This is a genomic window from Curtobacterium sp. AB7 (assembly GCF_044909335.1).
In the GTDB taxonomy this organism is placed as follows: Bacteria; Actinomycetota; Actinomycetes; order Actinomycetales; family Microbacteriaceae; genus Curtobacterium.
Genome location: NZ_JBIYED010000003.1, coordinates 226,406 through 248,623 on the forward strand (window position 1 = coordinate 226,406; position 22,218 = coordinate 248,623).

A 22,218-nucleotide genomic window follows, 5' to 3' on the forward strand; every position below is an offset into this window, starting at 1 on the left:
TCACACCAGGCAGCGCGGCCCGAGCAGGCTCTTCAGCTCGCCGAACAGGTCGGGTGTCAGGTTCACCGGGAACGGCAGCTCGAACGTGCGCGCGACGTCGTCCTTCAGCAGCTTCAGACGGACCTCGGTCTCACCCTGGTGCCGTCCGAGCACGGCCGCGAGCTCCGTCACCGTGGACGTGGTGGCCTGCCGCTCCGGCAGCGACAACGTGAGCGGGCCGGAGCCCATCGCGTCGCCGATCGCCGGCTGGAACATGCTCACCGCGTGCAGCGCCTTGCCGTCGTCGCGGACGTTCACGCGACCGCGCAGGACCACGATCGAGTCGGCCACGAGCGACGGACCGAACTCCTGGTAGGTCTTGCCGAGGAACATCACGCCGATCTGGCCGCCGAAGTCCTCGATGTCGACGATGCCGTACGGATTGCCGCTCGTCTTCGCCACCCGGTGCTGCACGCTCGTCAGCAGCCCCGCGACCGTGACGGTCTCGCCCTCGACCGAGTCGTCGGCCGCGATGAGGTCGGCGATGGTGATCGACTGGTGCTTCGCGAGCTCGATCTCGAGGCCCGCGAGCGGGTGGTCCGAGACGTAGAGACCGAGCATGTCGCGCTCGAACGCGAGCTTGTCGCGCTTGGACCACTCCGGACGGTCGGGCACCTGCGACACCGGACCGGTGGCCGGCGACTCCTCGGCGACCTCGGCGAACAGCGAGTCGAAGTCGAACCCGACGTTGCCGTGGGCCTCGTCGCGCTTGACCTTGACGGCGCCTTCGACCGCGCCCTCGTGGATCTCGACCAGGGCACGGCGGGAGTCGCCGAACTCGTCGAAGGCACCCGCCTTGATGAGCGACTCGACGGTCCGCTTGTTCGCCGACGAGATCGGGATCTTGCGCAGGAAGTCGTGGAACGACTCGAACGCGCCCTTGTCGGTGCGGGCCTTCACGATGTCGTCGACGACGTTGAACCCGACGTTGCGGATGGCGCCCATGCCGAATCGGATGTCCTCACCGACGGCGGCGAAGAAGCCGATCGACTCGTTGACGTCCGGTGGCATGACCTTGATGCCCATGCGGCGGCACTCGTTCAGGTACAGCGCGAGCTTGTCGCGGGCGTCGCCCACCGAGGTGAGCAGCGCCGCCATGTACTCGGCCGGGTAGTGCGCCTTCAGGTACGCGGTCCAGAACGAGACCACGCCGTACGCGGCGGAGTGCGCCTTGTTGAACGCGTAGTCGGAGAACGGCAGCAGGATGTCCCACAACATCTTGATCGCCGCGGGCGAGTAGCCGTTGTCCAGCATGCCCTTCTCGAAGCCCGCGTACTGCTTGTCGAGCTCGGACTTCTTCTTCTTGCCCATCGCGCGGCGGAGGATGTCCGCCTGGCCGAGGGAGAACCCCGCGACCTTCTGCGCGATGGCCATGACCTGCTCCTGGTAGATGATCAGGCCGTAGGTCCCGCCGAGGATCTCTGCCAGGGGCTCTTCGAGCTCCGGGTGGATCGGCGTGATCGCCTGCTCGCCGTTCTTGCGGAGCGCGTAGTTCGTGTGCGAGTTCGCACCCATGGGGCCCGGACGGTACAGGGCGATGAGCGCGGAGATGTCCTCGAAGTTGTCGGGCTTCATCAGGCGGAGCAGGCCACGCATCGGGCCGCCGTCGAGCTGGAAGACGCCGAGTGTGTCACCGCGCTGCAGGAGCGCGTACGCCTCGGGGTCCTCGAGTCCCATGGTCTCGAGGTCGAGCTCGATGCCACGGTTGGTCTTGATGTTGTCGAGGGCGTCACTGATGATCGTGAGGTTGCGGAGCCCCAGGAAGTCCATCTTGATCAGGCCGAGCGACTCCGCTGCCGGGTAGTCGAACTGCGTGACGACCTGGCCGTCCTGCTCCCGCTTCATGATCGGGATGATGTCGATGAGCGGATCGCTCGACATGATGACGCCGGCCGCGTGCACGCCCCACTGGCGCTTCAGCCCCTCGAGCCCGAGCGCGGTGTCGAAGACGGTCTTCGCCTCGGGGTCGTTCTCGACCACGGTGCGGACGTCGACGGCTTCCTTGTAGCGCGGGTGGTCCTTGTCGAAGATCCCGGTGAGCGGGATGTCCTTGCCCATCACGGGCGGCGGCATCGCCTTCGTGAGCTTCTCGCCCATGCCGAACGGGAACCCGAGCACGCGCGAGGAGTCCTTCAGCGCCTGCTTCGCCTTGATCGTGCCGTACGTGACGATCTGTGCGACGCGCTCCGACCCGTACTTCTCGGTGACGTACTTGATCGCCTCACCGCGGCGCCGGTCGTCGAAGTCGACGTCGAAGTCGGGCATCGAGACGCGGTCCGGGTTCAGGAACCGCTCGAAGATCAGGCCGTGCCGGATCGGGTCGAGGTCGGTGATGCGCATCGCGTACGCGACCATCGAGCCGGCACCGGAACCACGGCCGGGGCCGACCCGGATGCCGTTGTTCTTCGACCACAGGATGAAGTCGGAGACCACCAGGAAGTACCCCGGGAACCCCATCTGGTTGATGATGCCGACCTCGTAGTCGGCACGCTCCTGCACCTCGGCCGGGATGCCGTCCGGGTACCGGTAGTCCAGCCCCTTGGCGACCTCTTTCTCGAACCAGGAGTGCTCGGTCTCGCCCGCCGGCACCGGGAACTTCGGCATGTAGTTCGCCGAGGTGTCGAACTCGACGTTGCACCGCTCGGCGATGAGCAGCGTGTTGTCGCAGGCTTCGGGGTTGTCGCGGAAGACGTGCCGCATCTGCTGCGGGGACTTCAAGTAGAACTCGTCAGCATCGAACTTGAACCGGTTCGGGTCGTTCAGCGTCGAACCCGACTGCACGCACAGCAGCGCGGCGTGCGACTTGGCGTCGTGCGAGTGCGTGTAGTGGAGGTCGTTCGTGCCGACCAGCGGGATGTCGAGGTCCTTCGCCAGCCGGATCAGGTCGCTCATGATCCGACGCTCGATCTCGAGCCCGTGGTCCATGACCTCGGCGAAGTAGTTCTCCTTGCCGAAGATGTCGCGGTAGTCGGCGGCGGCCTTGACGGCTTCGTCGTACTGACCGAGGCGCAGGCGCGTCTGGACCTCGCCCGACGGGCACCCCGTCGTGGCGATGATGCCCTCGTGGTACTCCTCGAGCAGCTCGATGTCCATGCGCGGCTTGAAGTAGTAGCCCTCGAGCGACGCCTTCGACGACAGCCGGAACAGGTTGTGCATGCCCGTCGTGTTCTCGGCGAACATCGTCATGTGCGTGTACGAGCCGGCACCGGAGACGTCGTCCCCACCGCCGTCGCCCCACCGCACGCGGGTCTTGTCCGTGCGGTGCGTCCGGGGCGTGATGTACGCCTCGGTCCCGATGATCGGCTTGACGCCGCCGGCCTTGGCGGCCTTCCAGAACTCGAAGGCGCCGAACATGTTGCCGTGGTCGGTCACCGCCACGGCCGGCATGCCCTGCGCAGCGGTCTCCTGCACGAGGTCGCCGAGCCTGGCCGCACCGTCGAGCATCGAGTACTCGCTGTGCACGTGCAGGTGGACGAAGGAGTCGGAATCCGCCACGGAACCTCCGGTCGAACGAGCTGCTTGCGGGACGCGAACAGCCTAACCGCGACCGCGGACAAACCCGCGCGTGTCCGATCGCTCCGACGCCGAGGTCGCACGACACGCCGCGCGCAGTCCGACGAGGGTGCAGGAACGTGTCCCCACGGCGGTGGAGCCCGCGCGTGGCGGGCGTGGGGCGCGGGGCGGGGTCGGCACGGGCCTCCCGGCCGGGGCCTGGCGAGACGAAGTCGGCATGCACCCGGCACGCCCGTCGCTCCCCCGTCGCTCGCCCCGCCGAGGTTCCACAACACGCCGCCCGCACTCCGCCGAGGTTCCACGGACCGACGTTCGGCGCGCCCAGATGCCCGGATTTCGGAACCTCAGCGGCACGCGACGACGCACCCACGCGGCCACGGACCCACGCGACCGGACCGAACAGCGCCCGCGCCCGTCAGGACGAGGCGGCTCGGATGCGGTCGAGCGCGAGACGCAGGTCGTCGGGGTACTCCGCATGGAACTCCACCCACGAACCCGTGCGCGGGTGGTCGAACCCGAGTCGCACGGCATCGAGCCACTGGCGGGTCAGCCCGAGCTCCTGCGCCAGGACCGGGTCGGCGCCGTACATCGTGTCGCCGACCAGCGGGTGGCGCGTCGCGGCCATGTGCACGCGGATCTGGTGGGTGCGACCGGTCTCGAGGTGCACCTCGAGCAGGGTCGCCGAGCGGAACGCCTCGAGGGTCTCGTAGTGGGTGACGCTCGGCTTGCCGTCGGCGGTGACCGCGAACTTCCAGTCGCTCGACGGGTGCCGGCCGATGGGGGCGTCCACGGTGCCGGAGGTCGGGTCCGGGTGGCCCTGCGCGAGCGCGTGGTAGACCTTCTCGACCGTGCGCTCCTTGAAGGCCCGCTTGAGGTGGGTGTACGCGAGTTCGGTCTTCGCCACGACCATGAGCCCCGACGTGCCGACGTCGAGGCGGTGCACGATGCCCGCGCGCTCTGCGGCACCCGAGGTCGCGATCGTGAAGCCCGCTGCGGCGAGGCCCCCGGGCACGGTCGGGCCGTCCCAGCCGGGCGAGGGGTGTGCGGCGACGCCGACGGGCTTGTCGACGACGACGATGTCCTCGTCGTCGTGCACGATCGTCATCCCCGGGACGACCGCCGGCACGATGCGCGGCGGCTCCTTCGGGGACCACTCCACCTCGAGCCAGGAGTCGGCGTGCAGGCGGTCGGACTTGTCGACGGGGGCGCCGTCGACCCGGACCCCACCGGCGGCGACGACGTCGGCCGCGAACGACCGGCTGAACCCGAGGAGCTTCGCGATGGCGGCGTCGACACGCTCGCCGGCGAGCCCGTCGGGGACGGGAAGAGCACGCGATTCGGTCACGTTGCGTCGTGCCCCAGCGGGTCGCGCCGGTCGTGTTGTTCCGGACGGGAGGCCCGCTCCGGCTCCGGCAGGCCGCCTGCGGACGATGCAGCGTCGGCTGCGGGCGCCGAGAACGCGGCCCCACCGTCGAGCGGCTCCGTCGTGTCCGCCTGCGCAGCGCGCTTGGCGGAGACCGTGCGGGACCCGTCGAGGTTCACCCCGAGGATCACCAGCAGCACGAAGACCACCATGCTGATGCAGATGAACGAGTCGGCGACGTTGTAGATCGCCGGCATCATCCACGGCGTCGAGATGAAGTCGACCACGTGGCCGCGGCCGAAGCCGGGTTCACGGAAGAGTCGGTCGATCAGGTTGCCGAGCGCGCCGCCCAGCAGCATGCCGAGCACGACGGCCCACCACATCGACCGGATCCGACGCGAGTACACGATGATCGCGACGACGACCGCCGCCGAGATGATCGAGAACACCCACGTCATGTTCACCGCGAAGGAGAACGCCGCACCCGGGTTCCGCACGTACAGGAACTGGAGCGCCCCGCCCAGGATCGGGACGGGGGTGCCGTACGGCAGGTTCGCGACGACCAGCGCCTTCGCGACCTGGTCGAACGCCACCACCACGACAGCGGCGAAGGCCAGTGCCGCGATCGCGCGGACACTGACCTTCGCTCGTGATGCTGGTCGCGACAACGTCAGTTGCCGAAGCCCTGCGCCGATGCCGGCGCCGGGGTGAGACCGGACTGCTCGTTCGAGGAGTCGAGCTCGGAGAGCTGCCCCTGGATGTAGCTCTTGAGCTGGGCGCGGTAGTCACGCTCGAACGTCCGGAGCTCGTCGATCTTGCCCTCGAGCTGGCGCTGCTCCTGCTCGAGCACCTGGACACGCTGACGGTTCGTGTTCTCGGTGTCGGCGATGATCTGGCGCTGCTTGGCCTCGGCCTCGGAGACGAGGCGCGCTGCCTGGGCGGTGCCCTCGGCGATGAGCGCGTCACGCTTCTCGACGCCTTCGCGGACGTGCTCCTCGTGGAGACGACGCGCGAGCGTCAGGAGGTTCGTGGTGCCCTCGGTGTCCTCGTCCGCCGGGACGGTGGTCGCCGGGGCGGCCGCTGCGACCGGAGCGGGCTCGGGAGCCGCCTCGACCGGGGCCGGCACGGGCTCCGGCTCGGTCTCGACCGCCGGAGCGGGCTGCTCGGTCTGCGCCGACTGCGGGGCCGACTCGGCCGCCTGCAGGCGCTGGCGGAGCTCGTCGTTCTCCGCGGTCAGGCGTCGCAGCTCGACCACGACCTCGTCGAGGAAGTCGTCGACCTCGTCCTGGTCGTAGCCCTCGCGGAACTTCGTCGGCTGGAACCGCTTGTTGACTACGTCTTCCGGCGTCAAAGCCATTGCCGTCACCTCAATAGAACTGCTGAACGTGTGGAACCACTTGCGTCGTGACCGAACGTACCAGTCACCACGTGTGGTGCGGATGCCGCGCCGGAGGCGAGCATCGATCCCGACCACCGTACACCGACGATGGGGAGGAACGATGACCGCCGCGTCGGCGCGGCGCGTGTTGCGGACCTGGATCGACCCGGAACCGGACCTGGATCGAGCCGGGTTCGGCCCGCGATCGGGTCAGACCGCGACGGCGATGCCGTTGACGACGACCCGGGCGATGATCACGACGAGCATGACGATCGTCCAGCCGAAGTCGAGTGCCACCGGCCCCATGCGGAGCGGCGGCAGGACCCGCCGAACCGCGCGGATCGGCGGATCGGTGATCGTGTAGACGAACTCGGAGACCACGAGCAGTCCTCCGCGCGGCCGCCAGGACCGGTTGAAGTTCTGCACGAGGTCGAGCGCGAACCGCCCCCACATGACGAAGAAGTACAGCAGGAGGGCGAGGGAGATGATCCCTAGGATCACGGACACGATGGGGCTCGCTCGTCTCGGGCGAGTGCCGTCAGGTGACGACGCTCACGGGCGGGTGGCCGGGGACGGCTCAGGACTGGGCGAAGAAGTTCGCCTCGATGTCGGACTCTACCTCAGCCGGCTCACCACTCACTGCGACGTGTGCGGGCGACAGCAGGAAGACCTTGTTCGTGACGCGCTCGATCTTGCCGTACAGGCCGAGCGAGAGGCCGGATGCGAAGTCGATCATGCGACGCGCGTCGTTCTCGGTCATCTGCGAGAGGTTGATGATGACGGGGATCCCGTCGCGGAAGCTCTCGGCGATGGACTGGGCGTCCTTGTACTCGCGCGGGTGGACGGTGAGGATCTCGTTCATTTCCTGGACCGGGGTCGCCTTCTGTGCGGTCGTGTGCGAGCGGCGGAGCGGAGTCACCTGGGCGCCGCGCTGGTGGGTGTGCGTCTTCGTGGCAGCCGGTGCGGCTGCAGGAGCTGCGGCCGGAGCAGCCGTGGCGACCGGGGAAGCCGCCGGTGCGGGACTCTCCGGCGCAGCGGCTGGAGCGGCCGGGGCCTGCTGACGCGCGGGCGCAGCCTGCTGCGGCTGCTCGTCCTCGTAGTCGAGTTCCTCGTCGGCGAGGCCGAGGTAGACCATCGTCTTCTTCAGCGGGTTGGCCATGGTTCCTCCGGAGGTAAGTGCACGTGGATGCCCTGCAACGAGGCTAGGGTGCCGCCGGCCGATTTCCCGTGATTGCGGTGCCGATCCGCAGGTGTGTCGCGCCCTCGAGCACGGCGTCCGCGTAGTCGCCGCTCATGCCGGCCGAGATGTCGGTGGCGCCGGGCTCGAGCGCCACGACCCGCTCCGAGATCGCCCGGAGTCGCGCGAACGCCGCTCGGGGCTCCTCGTCCAGCGGCGCGACGGCCATGACCCCGCGCAGCCGGATGGTGCCGGTCTCGAGCACGCGTGCAGCCATCGCCTCGACGTCGTCCGGTTGCACACCGCCGCGTCCGGGGTCGTCGGTCAGGTTGACCTGCACGAACCCGTCGATGACCGGTGGCTCCGGCTCGGCCTCGGTCGGCGCGAAGGCGTCCACCACCGATGTGCGGTCGAGGGACTGCACGACGTGCGCGTAGCGACGGACCTGCCGGGCCTTCTTCGACTGCAGCTGCCCGACGAAGTGCCAGGTCAGGTCGAGGTCGGCGAGTTCCGCGGCCTTGGCCTGTGCCTCTTGGTGGCGGTTCTCCCCCACGTCGGTGACGCCGAGGGACGCCAGCGCACGGACGAGCGAGGCCGGGTGGTACTTCGTGACGACGATCAGCGTGAGGTCGTCGGCCGAGCGCCCTGCGGCGCGCGCCGCGTCGGCGATGCCACTCCTGACGTACGCGAGACGCGCCTCCAGTCCGTCGTCACGAGGCGACGATCTCTCGTCTGGTGACGAGGTGGACGGGAGGCGCGGATCACCTGCCATGGAACGCTTACTTCAGGAAGTCGGGGACGTCGAGCTCGTCGTCGTCGTCGAACGCCGGGTCGGCGGCGCGCTGCACCGGCGGCTGGTGTTCCTGCGAAGCCCAGGAGGGGCTCGACGTGCTGGAGTCCTCGATCGCACCGGTCGAGGCGGCGACGGGGGCCGTCGCGCTCACCTCGGGGTCGACGTAGCTCGAGCGACGCTCCTTCTGCTGCTGCGCCGGCTCGCCGCCGTCGAAGCCCGCGGCGATGACGGTCACGCGGACCTCGTCGCCGAGGGTGTCGTCGATGACCGCACCGAAGATGATGTTCGCCTCGGGGTGCACGGCTTCCTGCACCAGACGCGCGGCGTCGTTGATCTCGAAGATGCCGAGGTTCGAGCCACCCTGGATCGAGAGCAGCACACCGTGCGCTCCGTCGATCGAGGCCTCGAGCAGCGGGGATGCGACCGCGAGCTCGGCGGCCTTGATGGCACGGTCGGCACCGCGCGACGAGCCGATGCCCATGAGCGCGGAACCCGCACCCTGCATGACGGACTTGACGTCGGCGAAGTCGAGGTTGATGAGCCCCGGGGTGGTGATGAGGTCGGTGATGCCCTGCACGCCGGCGAGGAGCACCTGGTCGGCCGTGGCGAAGGCCTCGACCATCGAGATGCCGCGGTCGCTGATCTCGAGCAGGCGGTCGTTCGGGACGACGATGAGCGTGTCGACCTCGTCCTTGAGCCCGGCGACGCCGTTCTCGGCCTGGGACTGGCGACGCTTGCCCTCGAAGCTGAACGGCTTCGTGACGACACCGATGGTGAGCGCGCCGATCGACTTGGCGATGCGGGCGACGACGGGCGCACCACCCGTGCCGGTCCCACCGCCTTCACCGGCGGTGACGAAGACCATGTCGGCACCCGCGAGTGCCTCTTCGATCTCCTCGGCGTGGTCCTCGGCGGCACGACGGCCGACCTCGGGGTCCGCACCGGCGCCGAGGCCGCGGGTGATCTCGCGGCCGACGTCGAGCTTGACGTCGGCGTCGCTGAGCAGCAGCGCCTGCGCGTCGGTGTTGATGGCGATGAACTCGACGCCACGGAGGCCGAGTTCGATCATCCGGTTGACGGCGTTGACGCCGCCGCCGCCGACACCGACGACCTTGATGACGGCGAGGTAGTTGTGGTTCGTGGTCACGTCAGTCAGGCCTCCGGTTGAACCCTCAACCTCTACTTGAAGTTCAGGGGCAATGCTGGTAGATGTGGTGCTGGCTTCGACGCTACGGGTGGGTTCCGCGCACTGTCGCCCCGCCACGCCGCGTGTCGCCGATCAGGTCGGCAATTCAGTCCTTCGCGCGGATCACGCCGTTGTCCGGTGCCGACACGTCGTACTCGACCACGACGCCCGGGTTCCGCGCCGCGTGGTCCTTCACCAGGGCGGCGAGCAGCGCGGCCTTCGCCTCGGAGTCGTCGGGGCTCCCCCACACAACGGTCGAGCCGTCCTTGAGCGTCAGGGTCACGTCGTCGGCGGTGGACCCTGCGACCCGCGTGACCTGCGACCGCACGGTCGACGGCAGCGCCAGCACGACCTCGGTCATCGTGCGGAAGCTCGAGGACCCGAGGCGCGCACGGGCGATGTCGGCGAGCGGCATGGTGTCCGGACGCTTCGGGGACGACTGGACGACGATGCCGGCCGGGTCGACGAGGTCGAACGAGCTGCCGGACTGCACGGCGACGACGGGCGTGCGCTCGGTCACCGTCACCACGAGGGTGTGCGGCGGCGCCTCTTCGGTCACGTAGCTCTCGATGAGCGGGAAGCCCGCGATGTCCTGCTTGATCTCGTCGAAGTCGAGTCGTGCGAGCGGGGTGCCGATCTGGTCGGACAGGGCCTGCCGCAGGGCGGTCTCGTCGACGCGGTTGGTGCCCTTGACCTCGATCGTCTGCAGCGCCATGAGCGGCGAGAACACGGCCACCAGGATCGAGACGCCGAGCACGAGCACGATGCCGGCCGCGGTGATCCAGGCGGCGCGACGGTGGCGGCTGCGCCGGGTGAACCGCCGCACCTCGGCCCGCTCGAGCAGGCGACGGCGACGCTTCGCGATGCGCGCCTCACGCGCGGTCTCGGCAGCGCGCACGCCGGCACCGATGGGTGCGTCGTCATGCTGGACCGGCCGGGAGGCACTGCCTGCTTCGAGCACGTCGGTCACGGTCGCGTCGTGGTCGCGTGCACTGCCCGCCGCGCCCCCGGACGGTCGTTGCGCCCCGTCTCCTCGGGGCGCGTTGCCCGCGTCGGGGCGCGGGTCACGGTGGTCCTCGTTCGGCGTGTACTCGCGCAGGCGGTCGGCCACCGTGGACAGTCCGGCGCCGAAGCGGCGCCCGGCGGCGCCGGCGAGGGCGCCGACGCGGTCGCGGGGTGACCCGGACGCATCGGTGCTCACGGGCGGGTCGGGGGTGGGCTCGGCCGTCTCGACGACCGGAGCCTCGTCGTCGGGCGTGGGACGGGCCTCCCGGTCGTCCGCCGTGCGCCCGCGGAACGCAAGCCGCGGCATCGAGGGGCCACGACGCTGCCGGGGCACGTCGGCGCCCTCGACCGGGGCGTCCCTGCGGGCGTCCCCCTCGTCGAACCCCTCGGGTCGTCTCACCGGCCCAACGCTCCCAGCACCTGCGGGATGATCCGGTACACGTCACCGCAGCTGAGCGTCATGATGATGTCGCCGTCGCGGGCGACCGCGGCGGCTCGGGCGGCGGCCTCGTCCCAGTCCGGCAGGAACTCCACGCGGGACTGGTCGGCGAAGCGCTCCTGCACCAGGGCGCCGGTCACGCCGGGCTCCGGGTCCTCGCGCGCGCCGTAGACGTCGAGGACGACGGTGTGGTCGGCGAGCTCCTCGTAGACCCGCGCGAAGTCACCGGCCATCAGACGGGTGCGGGAGTACAGGTGCGGCTGGTGGATCGCGATGATGCGGCCGTCGCCGACGACGTTGCGGGCGGCCTTGAGCGCCGCCGCGACCTCGGTCGGGTGGTGCGCGTAGTCGTCGTAGACCGACACCCCGCGCTCGACACCGTGCAGCTCGAAGCGGCGCTGCGTGCCGCCGAAGGCCTCGAGCCCCCGGATCGCGTCGGCGGCGCTCACGCCCAGGCCGGTCAGGACCGCGAAGGCGCCGACGGCGTTGATCGCGTTGTGCCGGCCCGGCACGCGGAGGGTCAGGTGGTGGGCCTCGCCCCTGGCGCGGAAGTCCACCTCGACGCCCGCCGACTCGATGATCCGCTCGATGCGCACGTCGGCGTCGACGGCCTCGCCGAAGGTGACGACCTCGGGTGCGTCGGCACGCGCGCGGATGCCCGCCGTGACGGTCTTCGCGCCGGCGTCGTCGCTCGAGATCACGACGCGCTCGCTCGCCTTCGCGGCGAACTCCACGAACGCCTCGGTGAAGGCCGCTTCGCTGCCGTAGTGGTCGAGGTGGTCGGCGTCGACGTTCGTGATGAGGGCCACGGCGACGTCGTAGAGCAGGAACGAGCCGTCGGACTCGTCGGCCTCGACCACGAACAGGTCGCTCGAGCCCGGCGCCGAGCTCGTGCCGAGCGACTGGATGACGCCGCCGTTGACGAAGCTCGGGTCGAGACCGAGCTCGACCATCGCGGTGACGATCATGCCGGTCGAGGTGGTCTTGCCGTGCGCGCCGGCGACCGCGACGAGGCGGTGCTCGGCGATGAGGGCGGCGAGGGCCTGGGACCGGTGCAGCACCGGCAGGCCGCGGCGCTGCGCCTCGAGCAGTTCGGGGTTGTCCGGCCAGAGCGCACTCGTGACGACGATCGTGTCCGCATCGCCCATGTTCGCGGCGTCGTGGCCGATGTGCACCGCGGCGCCGAGGTCGCGCATGATGCCCGTCGTCTCGGTCTCGCGGGAGTCGCTGCCCGTGACGCGGTGACCGGCGGCGAGGAACATGCGGGCGATGCCGCTCATGCCGGCGCCGCCGATGCCGACGAAGTGCACGGTGCCGAGGTCGTCCGGGATCGGCTGCGTCAGGTCCGGCTTGATGGTCATGGTTCCTCCGTGGTGCTGGCGGCGCCGTTGCCTCGTGCGGTTCCTCGTGCGTCGCCTCGCGCGGTTCCCCGTGCGGCGTCCAGGACGAGGTCGGTCATCCGGTCCGCGCCGTCGCGGTGCCCGACGCTCCCTGCCCGGACCGTCATGTCCGCGATGCGGGCCCGGTCCTGCAGGATGGTCAGGAGCTGGAACGTCACCCAGTCGGGGTCGAATTCCCCGTCCGCCACGAGCACAGCTCCCCCGGCGTCGACGACGTCCTTGGCGTTGTGCCGCTGCTCGCCGTTGCCGACAGGGTACGGCACGAGCACGCTCGGCAGCCCGACCGCGGTGAGCTCGCAGACCATGCCGGCGCCGGAACGCGACACCACGAAGTCGCTCGCCGCGTACGCCAGGTCCATCCGGTCGCAGTAGGCGAGCACGTGGTAGCCGTCGAGGTCGCTCGGGCCGATGTCCGACGCCGCTCCGACGACGTGCAGGATCTGCCAACCGGCGCCCACGATGGTCGCCGCGGACTTGTTGATCGTGCGGTTGATGCTGCGGGCGCCCGAGGATCCCCCCGTGACGAGGAGCACGGGGCGAGCGGGGTCGAGCCCGAACTCGGCGAGGGCCTCGGCGCGGCTGGCACGGCGGTCGAGCGACTCGATCTCGCGCCGGAGCGGCATGCCGACGACCCGGCCGTGCCGCAGTCGGGTGTTCGAGAAGGTCAGGCCGACGTGCTCGGTGAGGAACGCGGCGAGGCGGTTCGCCAGCCCCGGCTTCGCGTTCTGCTCGTGCACGACGATCGGGGTGCCGGTGCGCCGGGCCGCGATGTACGCCGGTGCCGCCGCGTAACCGCCGACGCCGAGGACGACCTCGACCCCGTGCTCACGGATGATCTGCTCGGTGCGCTTGACGGCTGCGGCGAAGCGCTGCGGGAAGCGGAGGGCTGCGCCGTTCAGCTTCCGGGGGAACGGCAGGCGCGGGATCGTCAGGAGCTCGTAGCCGCGCATCGGCACCAGGCGGGACTCGAGGCCCTCGGCGGTGCCCAGGACGAGCACCTCGGCGTCCGGCTCGCGCTCGGTCAGCCGGTCGGCGACCGCGAGCAGGGGGTTGACGTGTCCGGCGGTGCCCCCGCCGGCGAAGAGGTACTTGCTCACCGGAGTCGTCCGTTCGTGGTGGTGCTGTCGAGGGGCGCGTTCGTGGTGCGCGGGTCGTTCTTGCCGGGCAGGTCGCGGGCGAACGACAGCACGACGCCGATCGCCACCAGGGTCATGATGAGCGCGGACCCGCCGGCCGAGATCAGCGGGAGTGGGACGCCGAGGACCGGCAGCAGGCCGAGCACCACGGCGATGTTCACGAGCGCCTGGCCGATGATCCACGCGAGGATGCCACCCGTGACGGTCTTCACGAACGGGTCGCGGGACTGCCGGATGATCTTGATCATGCCGACGGCGAGCACGACGAACAGTGCGAGCACGACGACGGCGCCGATCAGGCCGAGCTCCTCGCCGATGATCGCGAAGATGTAGTCGTTGTCCGCCTCGGGCAGCCACGACCACTTCGCCTTGGAGTTGCCGAGTCCGACGCCGAACACACCACCGGACGCCAGCGCCCACATGCCGTGCACGGGCTGCCAGCACAGGTCGGCGTACTGGTTCGAGTCGGTGCAGCCGGACAGCCACGCGCTGATGCGCACTTGACGGGACGACGACGCCATCGTGACGAACGGCAGCATGACCGCCATCGCCGCCAGGCCGACGAGCAGGTGCCGGGCGCGGGCCCCGCCGACGTAGAGCGCACCGAGGACCAGGATGAGCATGATCATCGCGGTGCCCTGGTCTCCTCCGAGGATCACGAGGCCGAGCGACAGGAGCGAAGCGATCCCGATCGGGATGAACACCTCTTTCCAGTCGTCGAGCTTGTCGCGCTTGACGTACATGATCGCGCCGATGCCGAGCACCAGGCCGAGCTTGACCACCTCGGACGGCTGCGCGGTGAACGAGCCGATGCCGATCCAGTTCCGGTTGCCCTGGACGTCGATGCCGAGCGGGGTGTACACGAGCAGCTGCAGGACGAGCGCAGCGCCGAGCAGTCGCATCGCCCACTTCCGCCACAGGCGCGTCGGCACACGACTCGCGATGAGCATGAGCGGGACGCCGAGGACGGCGTACAGCCCCTGGCGGGACGCTGCACCGAAGAAGTCGTGCGTCGCGGCGTACTGCTCGACACTCGACGACGACAGGACCATCACGACGCCGAAGACGACCAGGAAGAGCGTGACGCCGAGGATCGTGTAGAAGGTGCTCGACTCGGCGACGAAGACGTTCTTGACGGCGACGAGTGCACCGTTCGTGCGACGCGGGCTGCCCGTCGCCGGCGTGCTACGACTGTTCGGAAGATCCGTCGTCGCCATCGGCGTTGCCTCCCAGGTACTCGTGGACCGCCGCCGCGAAACGACGCCCCCGGTCGGCGTAGGAGCCGAACTGGTCGAACGACGCAGCCGCCGGGGCGAGGAGGACCGTGTCGCCCGGCCTCGCGACCGATGCGGCATGCCGGACCGCCTCGGGCATGACCTGATCAGTGTCCGTCGTCTCCACCTGGAGCACCGGCACCCCGGACGCGTGTCGCGCGAATGCCTCCAGGACGGGGGTCCGGTCGGAGCCGATCACGACGACGGCACGGACCTCGGGGCCGAACCGGGCGACGAGCCCGTCGACGTCGACGCCCTTGAACAGGCCGCCGACGATCCACACCACGGTGTCGAACGAGGCGAGCGAGGCGGTGGCGGCGTGCGGGTTCGTGGCCTTCGAGTCGTCGACCCACGCGACGCCAGCCGACTCGGCCACGAGCTCCGTGCGGTGGTGGTCGGCGCGGAAGGCCCGGACGGCGGAGCGGATCGCACTCGGCTGGACGGTGCCGGCACGGGCGAGGGCGGCGGCGGCCAGGACGTTCATGGTCATGTGCGGGCTGGCGAGCCCGGCGACCTCGAGGTCGGCGACGGTCGACAGTTCGAGCGCGCTGTTCCGACGGTCCTCGGTGAAGGCGCGGTCGCACAGGACGTCCTCGACGATGCCGACGTCCCCGGGCGCGGGCACTCCCGGCGTGAAGCCGACGGCACGGCAGCCCTCGACGACGTCGGCGTCCTGCACCATGTCGCGCGTGACGTCGTCGGCCGTGTTGTAGACGCACGCCATCACGGTGCGCTCGTAGACCTTGGCCTTCGCGGCGCGGTACGCCGCGGCGGAGCCGTGCCACTCGAGGTGGTCGTCGGCGATGTTCAGGCAGGCGCTCGCGAGCGGCACGACCGCGCCGTCGCCCGCGGTCGCCATGTAGTGCAGCTGGTGGCTGGAGAGCTCGACGACGAGCACGTCGTAGCCGTCCGGGTCGCGGACGACGTCGAGCACCGGTACGCCGATGTTGCCGCAGGCCACGGCACGCAGGCCGCCGGCCTCGTACATCGCGGTCGTGAGCTGCGTCGTGGTGGTCTTGCCGTTCGTGCCGGTGATCGTGATCCACGGCGCCGCGACCGGACCGCGCACGACCTTGTCGCGCACGCGCCAGGCGAGCTCGATGTCACCCCAGACGGTGCTGTTCGAGACGGACCACTGGACGGTCGCGTTGTGCGGCGGCAGGCCGGGCGACACGATGACGACGTCCGGTGCCTGCTCCTGCAGCGCGGCCGGCACGGTGTCGAGCGGCGTCTGCACGAAGCGCGCGCCGATGACGTCGAGCAGCTCGACGCTGTCCGACGGTGCGTCGGTCGAGTACACCGTCACCGCACTGCCGAGCTCGACCAGGGTGTCGGCGACCGAGAACCCGGTCGCGCCGAGCCCGAGGACGGCGACGTTCAGGCCCTTCCACCCCTCGGAGTACCAGCTGTCGAGCGAGACGAGACGGTCAGCCGACACGGGCGATCCATTCGAGGTAGAAGAGGCCGACCCCCGCGGCGACGAAGAGCCCCGCGATGATCCAGAACCGGACGACCACCGTCACCTCGGCCCACCCCTTCAGCTCGAAGTGGTGGTGCAGCGGACTCATCCGGAAGATCCGCTTGCCGTGGGTGATCTTGAAGTACGCCCGCTGCAGGATCACCGAGCCGGTGACGATGAAGAACAGGCCACCGATCAGGATGAGCAGGAGCTCGGTGCGGCTGAGGATCGCGAGACCCGCCAGCGCCCCACCGAGGCCGAGCGAACCGGTGTCGCCGAGGAAGATCTGCGCCGGCGACGTGTTGTACCAGAGGAAGCCGATGAGCCCACCGCAGACCGCGGCCGCGACGACCGCCAGGTCGAGCGGGTTGCTCACGGTGTAGCAGGCGTGTGCGGTGTTCGAGTCGAGCCGGGCGCCGCCGCAGATCTGGTTGGACTGCCAGAAGCCGATGATGACGTACGAGCCGATCGCCAGGATGCTGGAGCCGGTCGCGAGACCGTCGAGGCCGTCCGCGACGTTGACGCCGTTCGACGTCGACACCGTGAGCAGCACGATCCAGGCCAGGAACAGCACGGTGCCGATGACCGTGCCGAGCGCCATGAAGTCGAGCCACGGGATGTCACGGATCGCCGAGATCATGGTCGACGCCGGGGGCTTGCCGTTCGACGTCGGCACCACCAGGGCGACCGTGGCGAAGATGACGCCGACGATGACCTGGCCGAGGACCTTGGCCCACCCGCCGAGCCCGAGGCTCCGCTGGCGCCGGACCTTGAGGAAGTCGTCGATGAACCCGACGAAGCCCAGCCCCACCATGAGGAACAGCACGAGCAGGCCGGACAGGGTGATCGAGTCACGTCCGACCAGATGGCCGACGAAGTACCCGATCACGGCACCGATGATGAGGACGATGCCGCCCATCGTCGCGGTGCCGCGCTTGGTGTGGTGCGACTGCGGACCGTCGTCACGGATGAACTGCCCCCACCCGAGACGGTGGAACAGCTTGATGAAGAACGGGGTGAGCAGCAACGTGAACACCAGCGACACAGCGCCGGCGATGAGGAGCGCGATCATTCGGTGACACCTCCGAGGCGGTCGCCGAGGAATCGCAGTTCGGCCGACTTCGAGGACTTGACCAGGACCACGTCGCCGGGGCGGAGCATGTCCTGGAGTGACCGGACGGCGTCGTCGACGTCCTCGATGAACACCGACTCGCCGTCCCACGATCCCTCGAGGGTGGCGGCCTGGTGGATGGGCATCGCGCCGCGGCCGACGACCACGAGCTGTCCGATGCCGAGACGGACGACGAGCCGACCGATGCGGTCGTGCTCCTCGGTCGAGAACTCGCCGAGCTCGGCCATCTCGCCGAGCACGGCGACGGTCCGCTCCCCCGGGCGCACGATCTGCGCCAGGGTCCGCAGCGCCGCTGCGGTCGAGTCGGGCGACGCGTTGTAGGCGTCGTTGATGACGGTGACGCCCTCGGGGCCGCCCTGCAGCAGCTCCATGCGCCAGCGCTCGGCGCGCGTCATCGACGCGAGCGCCGCGGCGCCGTCGGCGAGCGGGACGCCCCAGCGGTGGGCGACCGTCAGGGCGGCGGCCGCGTTCATCGCGTGGTGCTCCCCCAGGATCGCGAGACGCACGTCCACGTGATCCGGGCCTCCCCGTCGGCCTCCGTCTGCAGACGGGTCGCCTGCGGGCACGGGAGGCGCGGTGAGGGTGAAGCGGGTGCCGCTGCGGTCCGTCTCGATGCCGGTGATGCGGTAGTCGGCATCCGCCGACGTGCCGAAGCCGACCACCTGGGCGGCCGTCAGGTCGCGCATCGACGCGACCCGGTCGTCGTCGAGGTTGAGCAGCGCGGTCGCGGAGGCGGGCAGGTCGGTGACCATCTCGGACTTCGCGCGCTGCGTCGCCTCGATGCCACCGAACTCGCCGGCGTGCGCCAGGCCCACCTTGAGCACGACACCGACGTCCGGCTCGGCGATGCGGACGAGCGCAGCGATGTGGCCGACGCCGCTCGCTCCCATCTCGACGACCAGGAACCGGGTGTCGTACGTGACCCGGAGCATCGAGATCGGTGCCCCGACGTGGTTGTTGAAGGACCCCCGGGGCGCGACGGTCTCGCCGTGCTGCTCGAGGATCGTCCGGAGCATGTTCTTCGTGCTCGTCTTGCCGTTCGAGCCGGTGATGCCGACGACCTTCAGCGGTGCCGGACGCCCCTCGGCGTCGACGCGGTCGGCGGACGCCATCCGGACCCGGGTGACGACCTCGTGCGCGAGCGCGGCGAGGGCGGCGTAGCCGTCCGCGACGACGATCTGCGGCGCGGTGGTCTCGACGCGCTCGGGCGTGATGACCAGCGCGGCACCGGCCTCGGTCGCGGCGGGCACGAAGCGGCGCCCGTCCGTGACCTCGCCGGGCAGGGCGAAGAAGACGCTGCCGGGGCGGACCAGGCGCGAGTCGGTCTCGACCGAGCCCTCCACCACCAGGTCGCCGGGCTCGGCGACGTCGGTCGCCTGGGCACCACCGATCAGCTCGCCGCCGACCGCGGTGGCGATCTCGGCGAGGGTGAGCGCGATCATCGGAGGTCCTCGGCCGGTCCGGAGTTCGGCTCCCAACCGGCTTCGCGCAGGGCCTGACGGGCCTCGTCGCGTGCCGAGTAGGGGGTGCGGACACCGGCGATGTCGCGGTAGTCCTGGTGGCCGGGGCCGGCCCAGAGGATCGAGTCGCCCTCGCCGAGCAGGCCGACGGCCAGGCGGATGGCGGCCTCGGGCGGGCTCACCTCGTGCAGCTCGTGGTCCGGGAACGCCTCGCGCGCGGCGTCGACCAGGGTCTTCCGGATCGACGCGGCGTCCTCGAAGCGGGGGTGGTGGTCGGTGACGACGAGGATGTCGCTGCCGGCCGCTGCGACGCGGGCCATGTCGCCGCGCTTCGTGGTGTCGCGGTCGCCGTCGGCGCCGAACAGCATGAGGACCTTGCCGGACGTGAACTGGCGGACGGCCGCGAGGGTGTTCTCGAAGGCATCGGCGCTGTGGCCGAAGTCGACGTAGACGCTCGGGCCGTGCTCGCCCGAGACGCGCTCGGTGCGGCCGGGCAGGTAGCACTCGATGGCGGACACGCGGCGCACGTCGCCGTCGCGGTCGCGGTCGCTTCGGGCATCGTGCTCGTCGCGGCCGTCTTCGTCCGGGTAGCGGCGGTGGTTGTTGTCGAGCGCGTGCGCGATGGCACCGAGCTCGAAACCGCCCTCGACGAGCATCACGATCGCCAGTGCGGCGTTCGCCGCCATGTGCCAGCCGATCAGGGGCACACGGGTGGTGAGTTCGCGGCCCTCGGGACCGGTCAGGCGGAACTCGGTGTAGGCGGCGTGCGCCTCGACGATGTCGACGTGCCACTCGGCCTCGACGTCCGGGTGCACCGTGATCGTCGTGACCGGGATGCGGGAGTCCTGCACCACACGGTGGCCCCAGTCGGTGTCCAGCGAGACGACCCCGCGACGGGCGTGCTCGGGCTGGAACAGCGGGAGCTTCGCCTGGTAGTACTCCTCCATGTCGGCGTAGTCGTCGAGGTGGTCGTGCGACAGGTTCGTGAAGGCCGCGACGTCGAAGACGATGCCGTCGACCCGGTGGCGGCTGAGGGCCTGCGCGCTCACCTCGACGGCGACCGCGCGCACCTCGCTCTCGCGCATCCGGGCGAGGAGCGCGTGCATCTCGCTGGCCTCGGGCGTGGTGAGGCGGCTCGTCACGCTGAGCGTGCCGATGTGGCGCTCGGCGGTCGAGCTCAGGCCGGTGACCAGGCCGAGCTGCTTGAGGATCCCCTCGAGGATGTACGACGTGCTCGTCTTGCCGTTCGTGCCGGTGACGGCGAACAGCTGCGGCAGGTCGGTGGCCTCGTCCGGGTGGGTGCGGTACACCCAGCCGGACACGTCGCCCAGGGCAGCACGGGGGTCGTCCACGACGAGGACCGGCAGGCCGGCCGCTCGTGCGCTCTCCACGCCCGCGTCGTCGGTCAGGACGGCGACGGCACCGCGCTCGGCGGCCTCGGTGGAGAACTCCGCGCCGTGACGGTTCGCACCGTGCACGCCGACGAAGACGTCACCCGGCTGCACCTCGGCGGCGCTCAGCGTGACACCGGTCGTCTCGACGGCGTCGACGGAGCCGACGACGCGGAGGCCGAACGCGTTCGCGAGTTCGGCGACCGCCCTCGGGGTCGGGTGTTCGGGCCGGAGGACCGGGGGGATCCGTGCGGACAAGTGTTCCTTCTTCCTCACCACGTGGACGGGTAGAGCTTCGCCTCGGACGCGGAGGGGGCTACTCGGTACTTCTCGAGCACCTGGGACATGAGTGTGCGGAACGCCGGAGCCGCTCCGCTCGACCACTTGTTGGTCTGCGGCTTCGTGAACGTCACCGTGACAACATACTGGGGGTCTTCGGCGGGTGCCATTCCGGCCACCGAGGTGATGCGCTGACCGCCGTAGCCCTTCGAGCCCTCGGCCACCTCGGCGGTACCGGTCTTCGCGGCGATGTTGTAGCCCGAGATCGGCTTCATGCCCACGAGCGTGCCGCCCGTGACCACGCTCTGGAGCATGTCGGTGACCTGGGTCGCGGCGGCGGCGGACACGACGCGCTGCTTCTGCACGTCGGGCGCGTCGATGGTCGTGCCGTCCGAGGTGGTGCACCCCTTGACGAAGTGCAGCGGGATCCGGACACCGTCGTTCGCGATGGCCTGGAACACGCTGGCGACCTGGACCGCGGTCGTCGAGATGCCCTGGCCGAACATCGAGTTGATGTTCGTCTGCTGGTCCCAGTTCGGGCTCGAGCCGTAGTCCATCGACGGCTGACCCGGGTAGTCGATCGCCGACTCCGGCTCGAACAGTCCGAACTTCTGCATGTAGTCGTACCGTTGCTGGGCCGTCAGCCGGGCCCCGAGCTCGGTGATGCCGACGTTCGACGAGTTCTGCAGGATGCCGGTCAGCGTCAGGTTCTCGGTCTCGTGGAACTCCGAGTCGTGGATCGTGCCACCCCAGGGGAACGTGCGCGAGTACGGCACGACCGCCTGGTCGGTGGGACTCGACTTGCCCTGGTCGATCAGGGCCGCGGCGATGGCGGCCTTGATCGTCGAACCGGGCTCGTAGCTCGCCGTGAGGGCCCGGGAGCCGAACGCACCCTTGTCGGTGGTGGCGTCCACGTCGTTGGGGTCCACGGTCGGGTAGTCGGCGACCGCGAGCAGCTCACCCGTCTTCACGCTGGTGACCGTGGCCGTCGCGGACTCGGCCTGCAGGGACTTCGCGGCGGACGCGATGGTCTGCAACGCCATGTACTGCAGGTCGCTGTCGATCGTGGTGACGAGCGTGCCGCCGTCCTTGGCCTGCTTCTTCGTCACGGTGCTGCCGGGCAGCTGGACGCCGTCCTCACCGCGCTCGTACGTCTCCGAGCCGTTCGTGCCGGCGAGGCACTTGTTGTAGGCGTACTCCAGGCCGGCCTGTGCACCGTCCGTGCCCATGAAGCCGGTGACGTTGCCCGTGGTCGCACCCGTCGGGTAGACCCGCGACGCCTGCTGCTCCTTGTAGATCCAGGGGATGCCGAGGTCGGTGACGGCCTCGTAGTGCTTCACGTCGAGGCCCTTGACCAAGTAGGCGAAGTCCGACTTCGGGTTCGCGGCGATGTTCTTCCGCATGGTCGCGACGTCGCCGCCCGAGGCCTTCGCCAGGGCGGTGAGCGCCGTCGACACGCTGATGTCCTTGACCCGGGTCCCGCCGAGCTTCCCCTTGAAGGCCTTGACCAGGCGCGGGGCGGTGGTGATGTTGTACCGGGTGACGCTGTCGGCGAGTTCCGTGCCGTTGCGGTCGACGATCGACCCGCGGGTGCCGTAGATCGTCACCGGGATGCTGCGCTTCTGCGTCGACTGCTCGTTGAGGGCCGAGGCCTGCACGACCTGGATGTCGACGAGGCGGACCACGAAGACACCCACCAGGGCGATCACGGCGATCATCACGATGCTGTAGCGCAGTCGGCGGTTGCGGATCGTCTTCGTCACGCGGTGCGGTCCTTCCCGGATGGTGCTGAGG

At 70.0% G+C, this 22,218-nt stretch carries 17 protein-coding genes; all 17 read right to left on the minus strand.

What is annotated here, in order from left to right; genetic code table 11:
• Nucleotides 1-3,483, minus strand: coding sequence for a DNA polymerase III subunit alpha (gene dnaE, locus ABH929_RS09585; protein ID WP_404561127.1), 3,483 nt, complete (start codon nt 3,481-3,483; stop codon nt 1-3).
• Nucleotides 3,484-3,967: 484 nt separating this feature from the next.
• The gene (locus tag ABH929_RS09590; RefSeq protein WP_404561006.1) at nt 3,968-4,897 is read right to left on the minus strand and encodes an RluA family pseudouridine synthase; all 930 of its coding nucleotides are present in this window, start codon (nt 4,895-4,897) and stop codon (nt 3,968-3,970) included.
• The gene (gene lspA / locus ABH929_RS09595; RefSeq protein WP_240347267.1) at nt 4,894-5,583 is read right to left on the minus strand and encodes a signal peptidase II; all 690 of its coding nucleotides are present in this window, start codon (nt 5,581-5,583) and stop codon (nt 4,894-4,896) included. Before lspA ends, ABH929_RS09590 begins: the two co-directional genes overlap by 4 nt.
• A gap of 2 nt (nt 5,584-5,585) precedes the next feature.
• Entirely contained in the window at nt 5,586-6,272 is a 687-nt protein-coding gene (locus tag ABH929_RS09600; protein WP_205462175.1) for a DivIVA domain-containing protein, read from the minus strand.
• A gap of 231 nt (nt 6,273-6,503) precedes the next feature.
• Entirely contained in the window at nt 6,504-6,800 is a 297-nt protein-coding gene (locus tag ABH929_RS09605) for a YggT family protein (protein WP_111085780.1), read from the minus strand.
• 70 nt (nt 6,801-6,870) lie between these two features.
• The gene (locus ABH929_RS09610) at nt 6,871-7,452 is read right to left on the minus strand and encodes a cell division protein SepF (protein ID WP_404561007.1); all 582 of its coding nucleotides are present in this window, start codon (nt 7,450-7,452) and stop codon (nt 6,871-6,873) included.
• A 43-nt stretch (nt 7,453-7,495) separates the two neighbouring features.
• Nucleotides 7,496-8,242 (minus strand): YggS family pyridoxal phosphate-dependent enzyme, encoded by a 747-nt coding sequence (locus ABH929_RS09615; protein ID WP_404561009.1) that lies wholly within the window; start codon nt 8,240-8,242, stop codon nt 7,496-7,498.
• 7 nt (nt 8,243-8,249) lie between these two features.
• Entirely contained in the window at nt 8,250-9,410 is a 1,161-nt protein-coding gene (gene ftsZ, locus ABH929_RS09620; protein ID WP_404561010.1) for a cell division protein FtsZ, read from the minus strand.
• A gap of 145 nt (nt 9,411-9,555) precedes the next feature.
• Nucleotides 9,556-10,854 (minus strand): FtsQ-type POTRA domain-containing protein, encoded by a 1,299-nt coding sequence (locus tag ABH929_RS09625; RefSeq protein WP_404561011.1) that lies wholly within the window; start codon nt 10,852-10,854, stop codon nt 9,556-9,558.
• Entirely contained in the window at nt 10,851-12,254 is a 1,404-nt protein-coding gene (gene murC, locus ABH929_RS09630; RefSeq protein WP_404561012.1) for a UDP-N-acetylmuramate--L-alanine ligase, read from the minus strand. The genes ABH929_RS09625 and murC overlap by 4 nt, the downstream gene beginning before the upstream one ends.
• Complete coding sequence (gene murG / locus ABH929_RS09635; protein ID WP_404561014.1) at nt 12,251-13,390, minus strand: undecaprenyldiphospho-muramoylpentapeptide beta-N-acetylglucosaminyltransferase; 1,140 nt, start codon at nt 13,388-13,390, stop codon at nt 12,251-12,253. The genes murC and murG overlap by 4 nt, the downstream gene beginning before the upstream one ends.
• Nucleotides 13,387-14,646, minus strand: coding sequence for a putative lipid II flippase FtsW (gene ftsW / locus ABH929_RS09640; protein ID WP_404561015.1), 1,260 nt, complete (start codon nt 14,644-14,646; stop codon nt 13,387-13,389). Before ftsW ends, murG begins: the two co-directional genes overlap by 4 nt.
• The gene (gene murD, locus ABH929_RS09645) at nt 14,615-16,141 is read right to left on the minus strand and encodes a UDP-N-acetylmuramoyl-L-alanine--D-glutamate ligase (protein WP_404561016.1); all 1,527 of its coding nucleotides are present in this window, start codon (nt 16,139-16,141) and stop codon (nt 14,615-14,617) included. The genes ftsW and murD overlap by 32 nt, the downstream gene beginning before the upstream one ends.
• Complete coding sequence (gene mraY / locus ABH929_RS09650; RefSeq protein WP_205462168.1) at nt 16,131-17,234, minus strand: phospho-N-acetylmuramoyl-pentapeptide-transferase; 1,104 nt, start codon at nt 17,232-17,234, stop codon at nt 16,131-16,133. The genes murD and mraY overlap by 11 nt, the downstream gene beginning before the upstream one ends.
• Nucleotides 17,231-18,736 (minus strand): UDP-N-acetylmuramoyl-tripeptide--D-alanyl-D-alanine ligase, encoded by a 1,506-nt coding sequence (gene murF / locus ABH929_RS09655; protein WP_404561018.1) that lies wholly within the window; start codon nt 18,734-18,736, stop codon nt 17,231-17,233. Before murF ends, mraY begins: the two co-directional genes overlap by 4 nt.
• Nucleotides 18,733-20,403, minus strand: coding sequence for a Mur ligase family protein (locus tag ABH929_RS09660; protein WP_404561019.1), 1,671 nt, complete (start codon nt 20,401-20,403; stop codon nt 18,733-18,735). Before ABH929_RS09660 ends, murF begins: the two co-directional genes overlap by 4 nt.
• Before the next feature lie 14 nt (nt 20,404-20,417).
• Complete coding sequence (locus ABH929_RS09665) at nt 20,418-22,187, minus strand: peptidoglycan D,D-transpeptidase FtsI family protein (protein WP_404561020.1); 1,770 nt, start codon at nt 22,185-22,187, stop codon at nt 20,418-20,420.
• Nucleotides 22,188-22,218: the final 31 nt, after the last annotated feature.

Bases quoted from the DNA above. Each gene is read 5' to 3' on its own strand.
- ABH929_RS09600 (WP_205462175.1), bottom strand. From the start codon at position 6,272: ATGGCTTTGACGCCGGAAGACGTAGTCAACAAGCGGTTCCAGCCGACG.
- ftsW (WP_404561015.1), bottom strand. From the start codon at position 14,646: ATGGCGACGACGGATCTTCCGAACAGTCGTAGCACGCCGGCGACGGGC.
- murC (WP_404561012.1), bottom strand. From the start codon at position 12,254: ATGACCATCAAGCCGGACCTGACGCAGCCGATCCCGGACGACCTCGGC.
- dnaE (WP_404561127.1), bottom strand. From the start codon at position 3,483: ATGCTCGACGGTGCGGCCAGGCTCGGCGACCTCGTGCAGGAGACCGCT.
- mraY (WP_205462168.1), bottom strand. From the start codon at position 17,234: ATGATCGCGCTCCTCATCGCCGGCGCTGTGTCGCTGGTGTTCACGTTG.
- ABH929_RS09610 (WP_404561007.1), bottom strand. From the start codon at position 7,452: ATGGCCAACCCGCTGAAGAAGACGATGGTCTACCTCGGCCTCGCCGAC.
- murF (WP_404561018.1), bottom strand. From the start codon at position 18,736: ATGATCGCGCTCACCCTCGCCGAGATCGCCACCGCGGTCGGCGGCGAG.
- ABH929_RS09615 (WP_404561009.1), bottom strand. From the start codon at position 8,242: ATGGCAGGTGATCCGCGCCTCCCGTCCACCTCGTCACCAGACGAGAGA.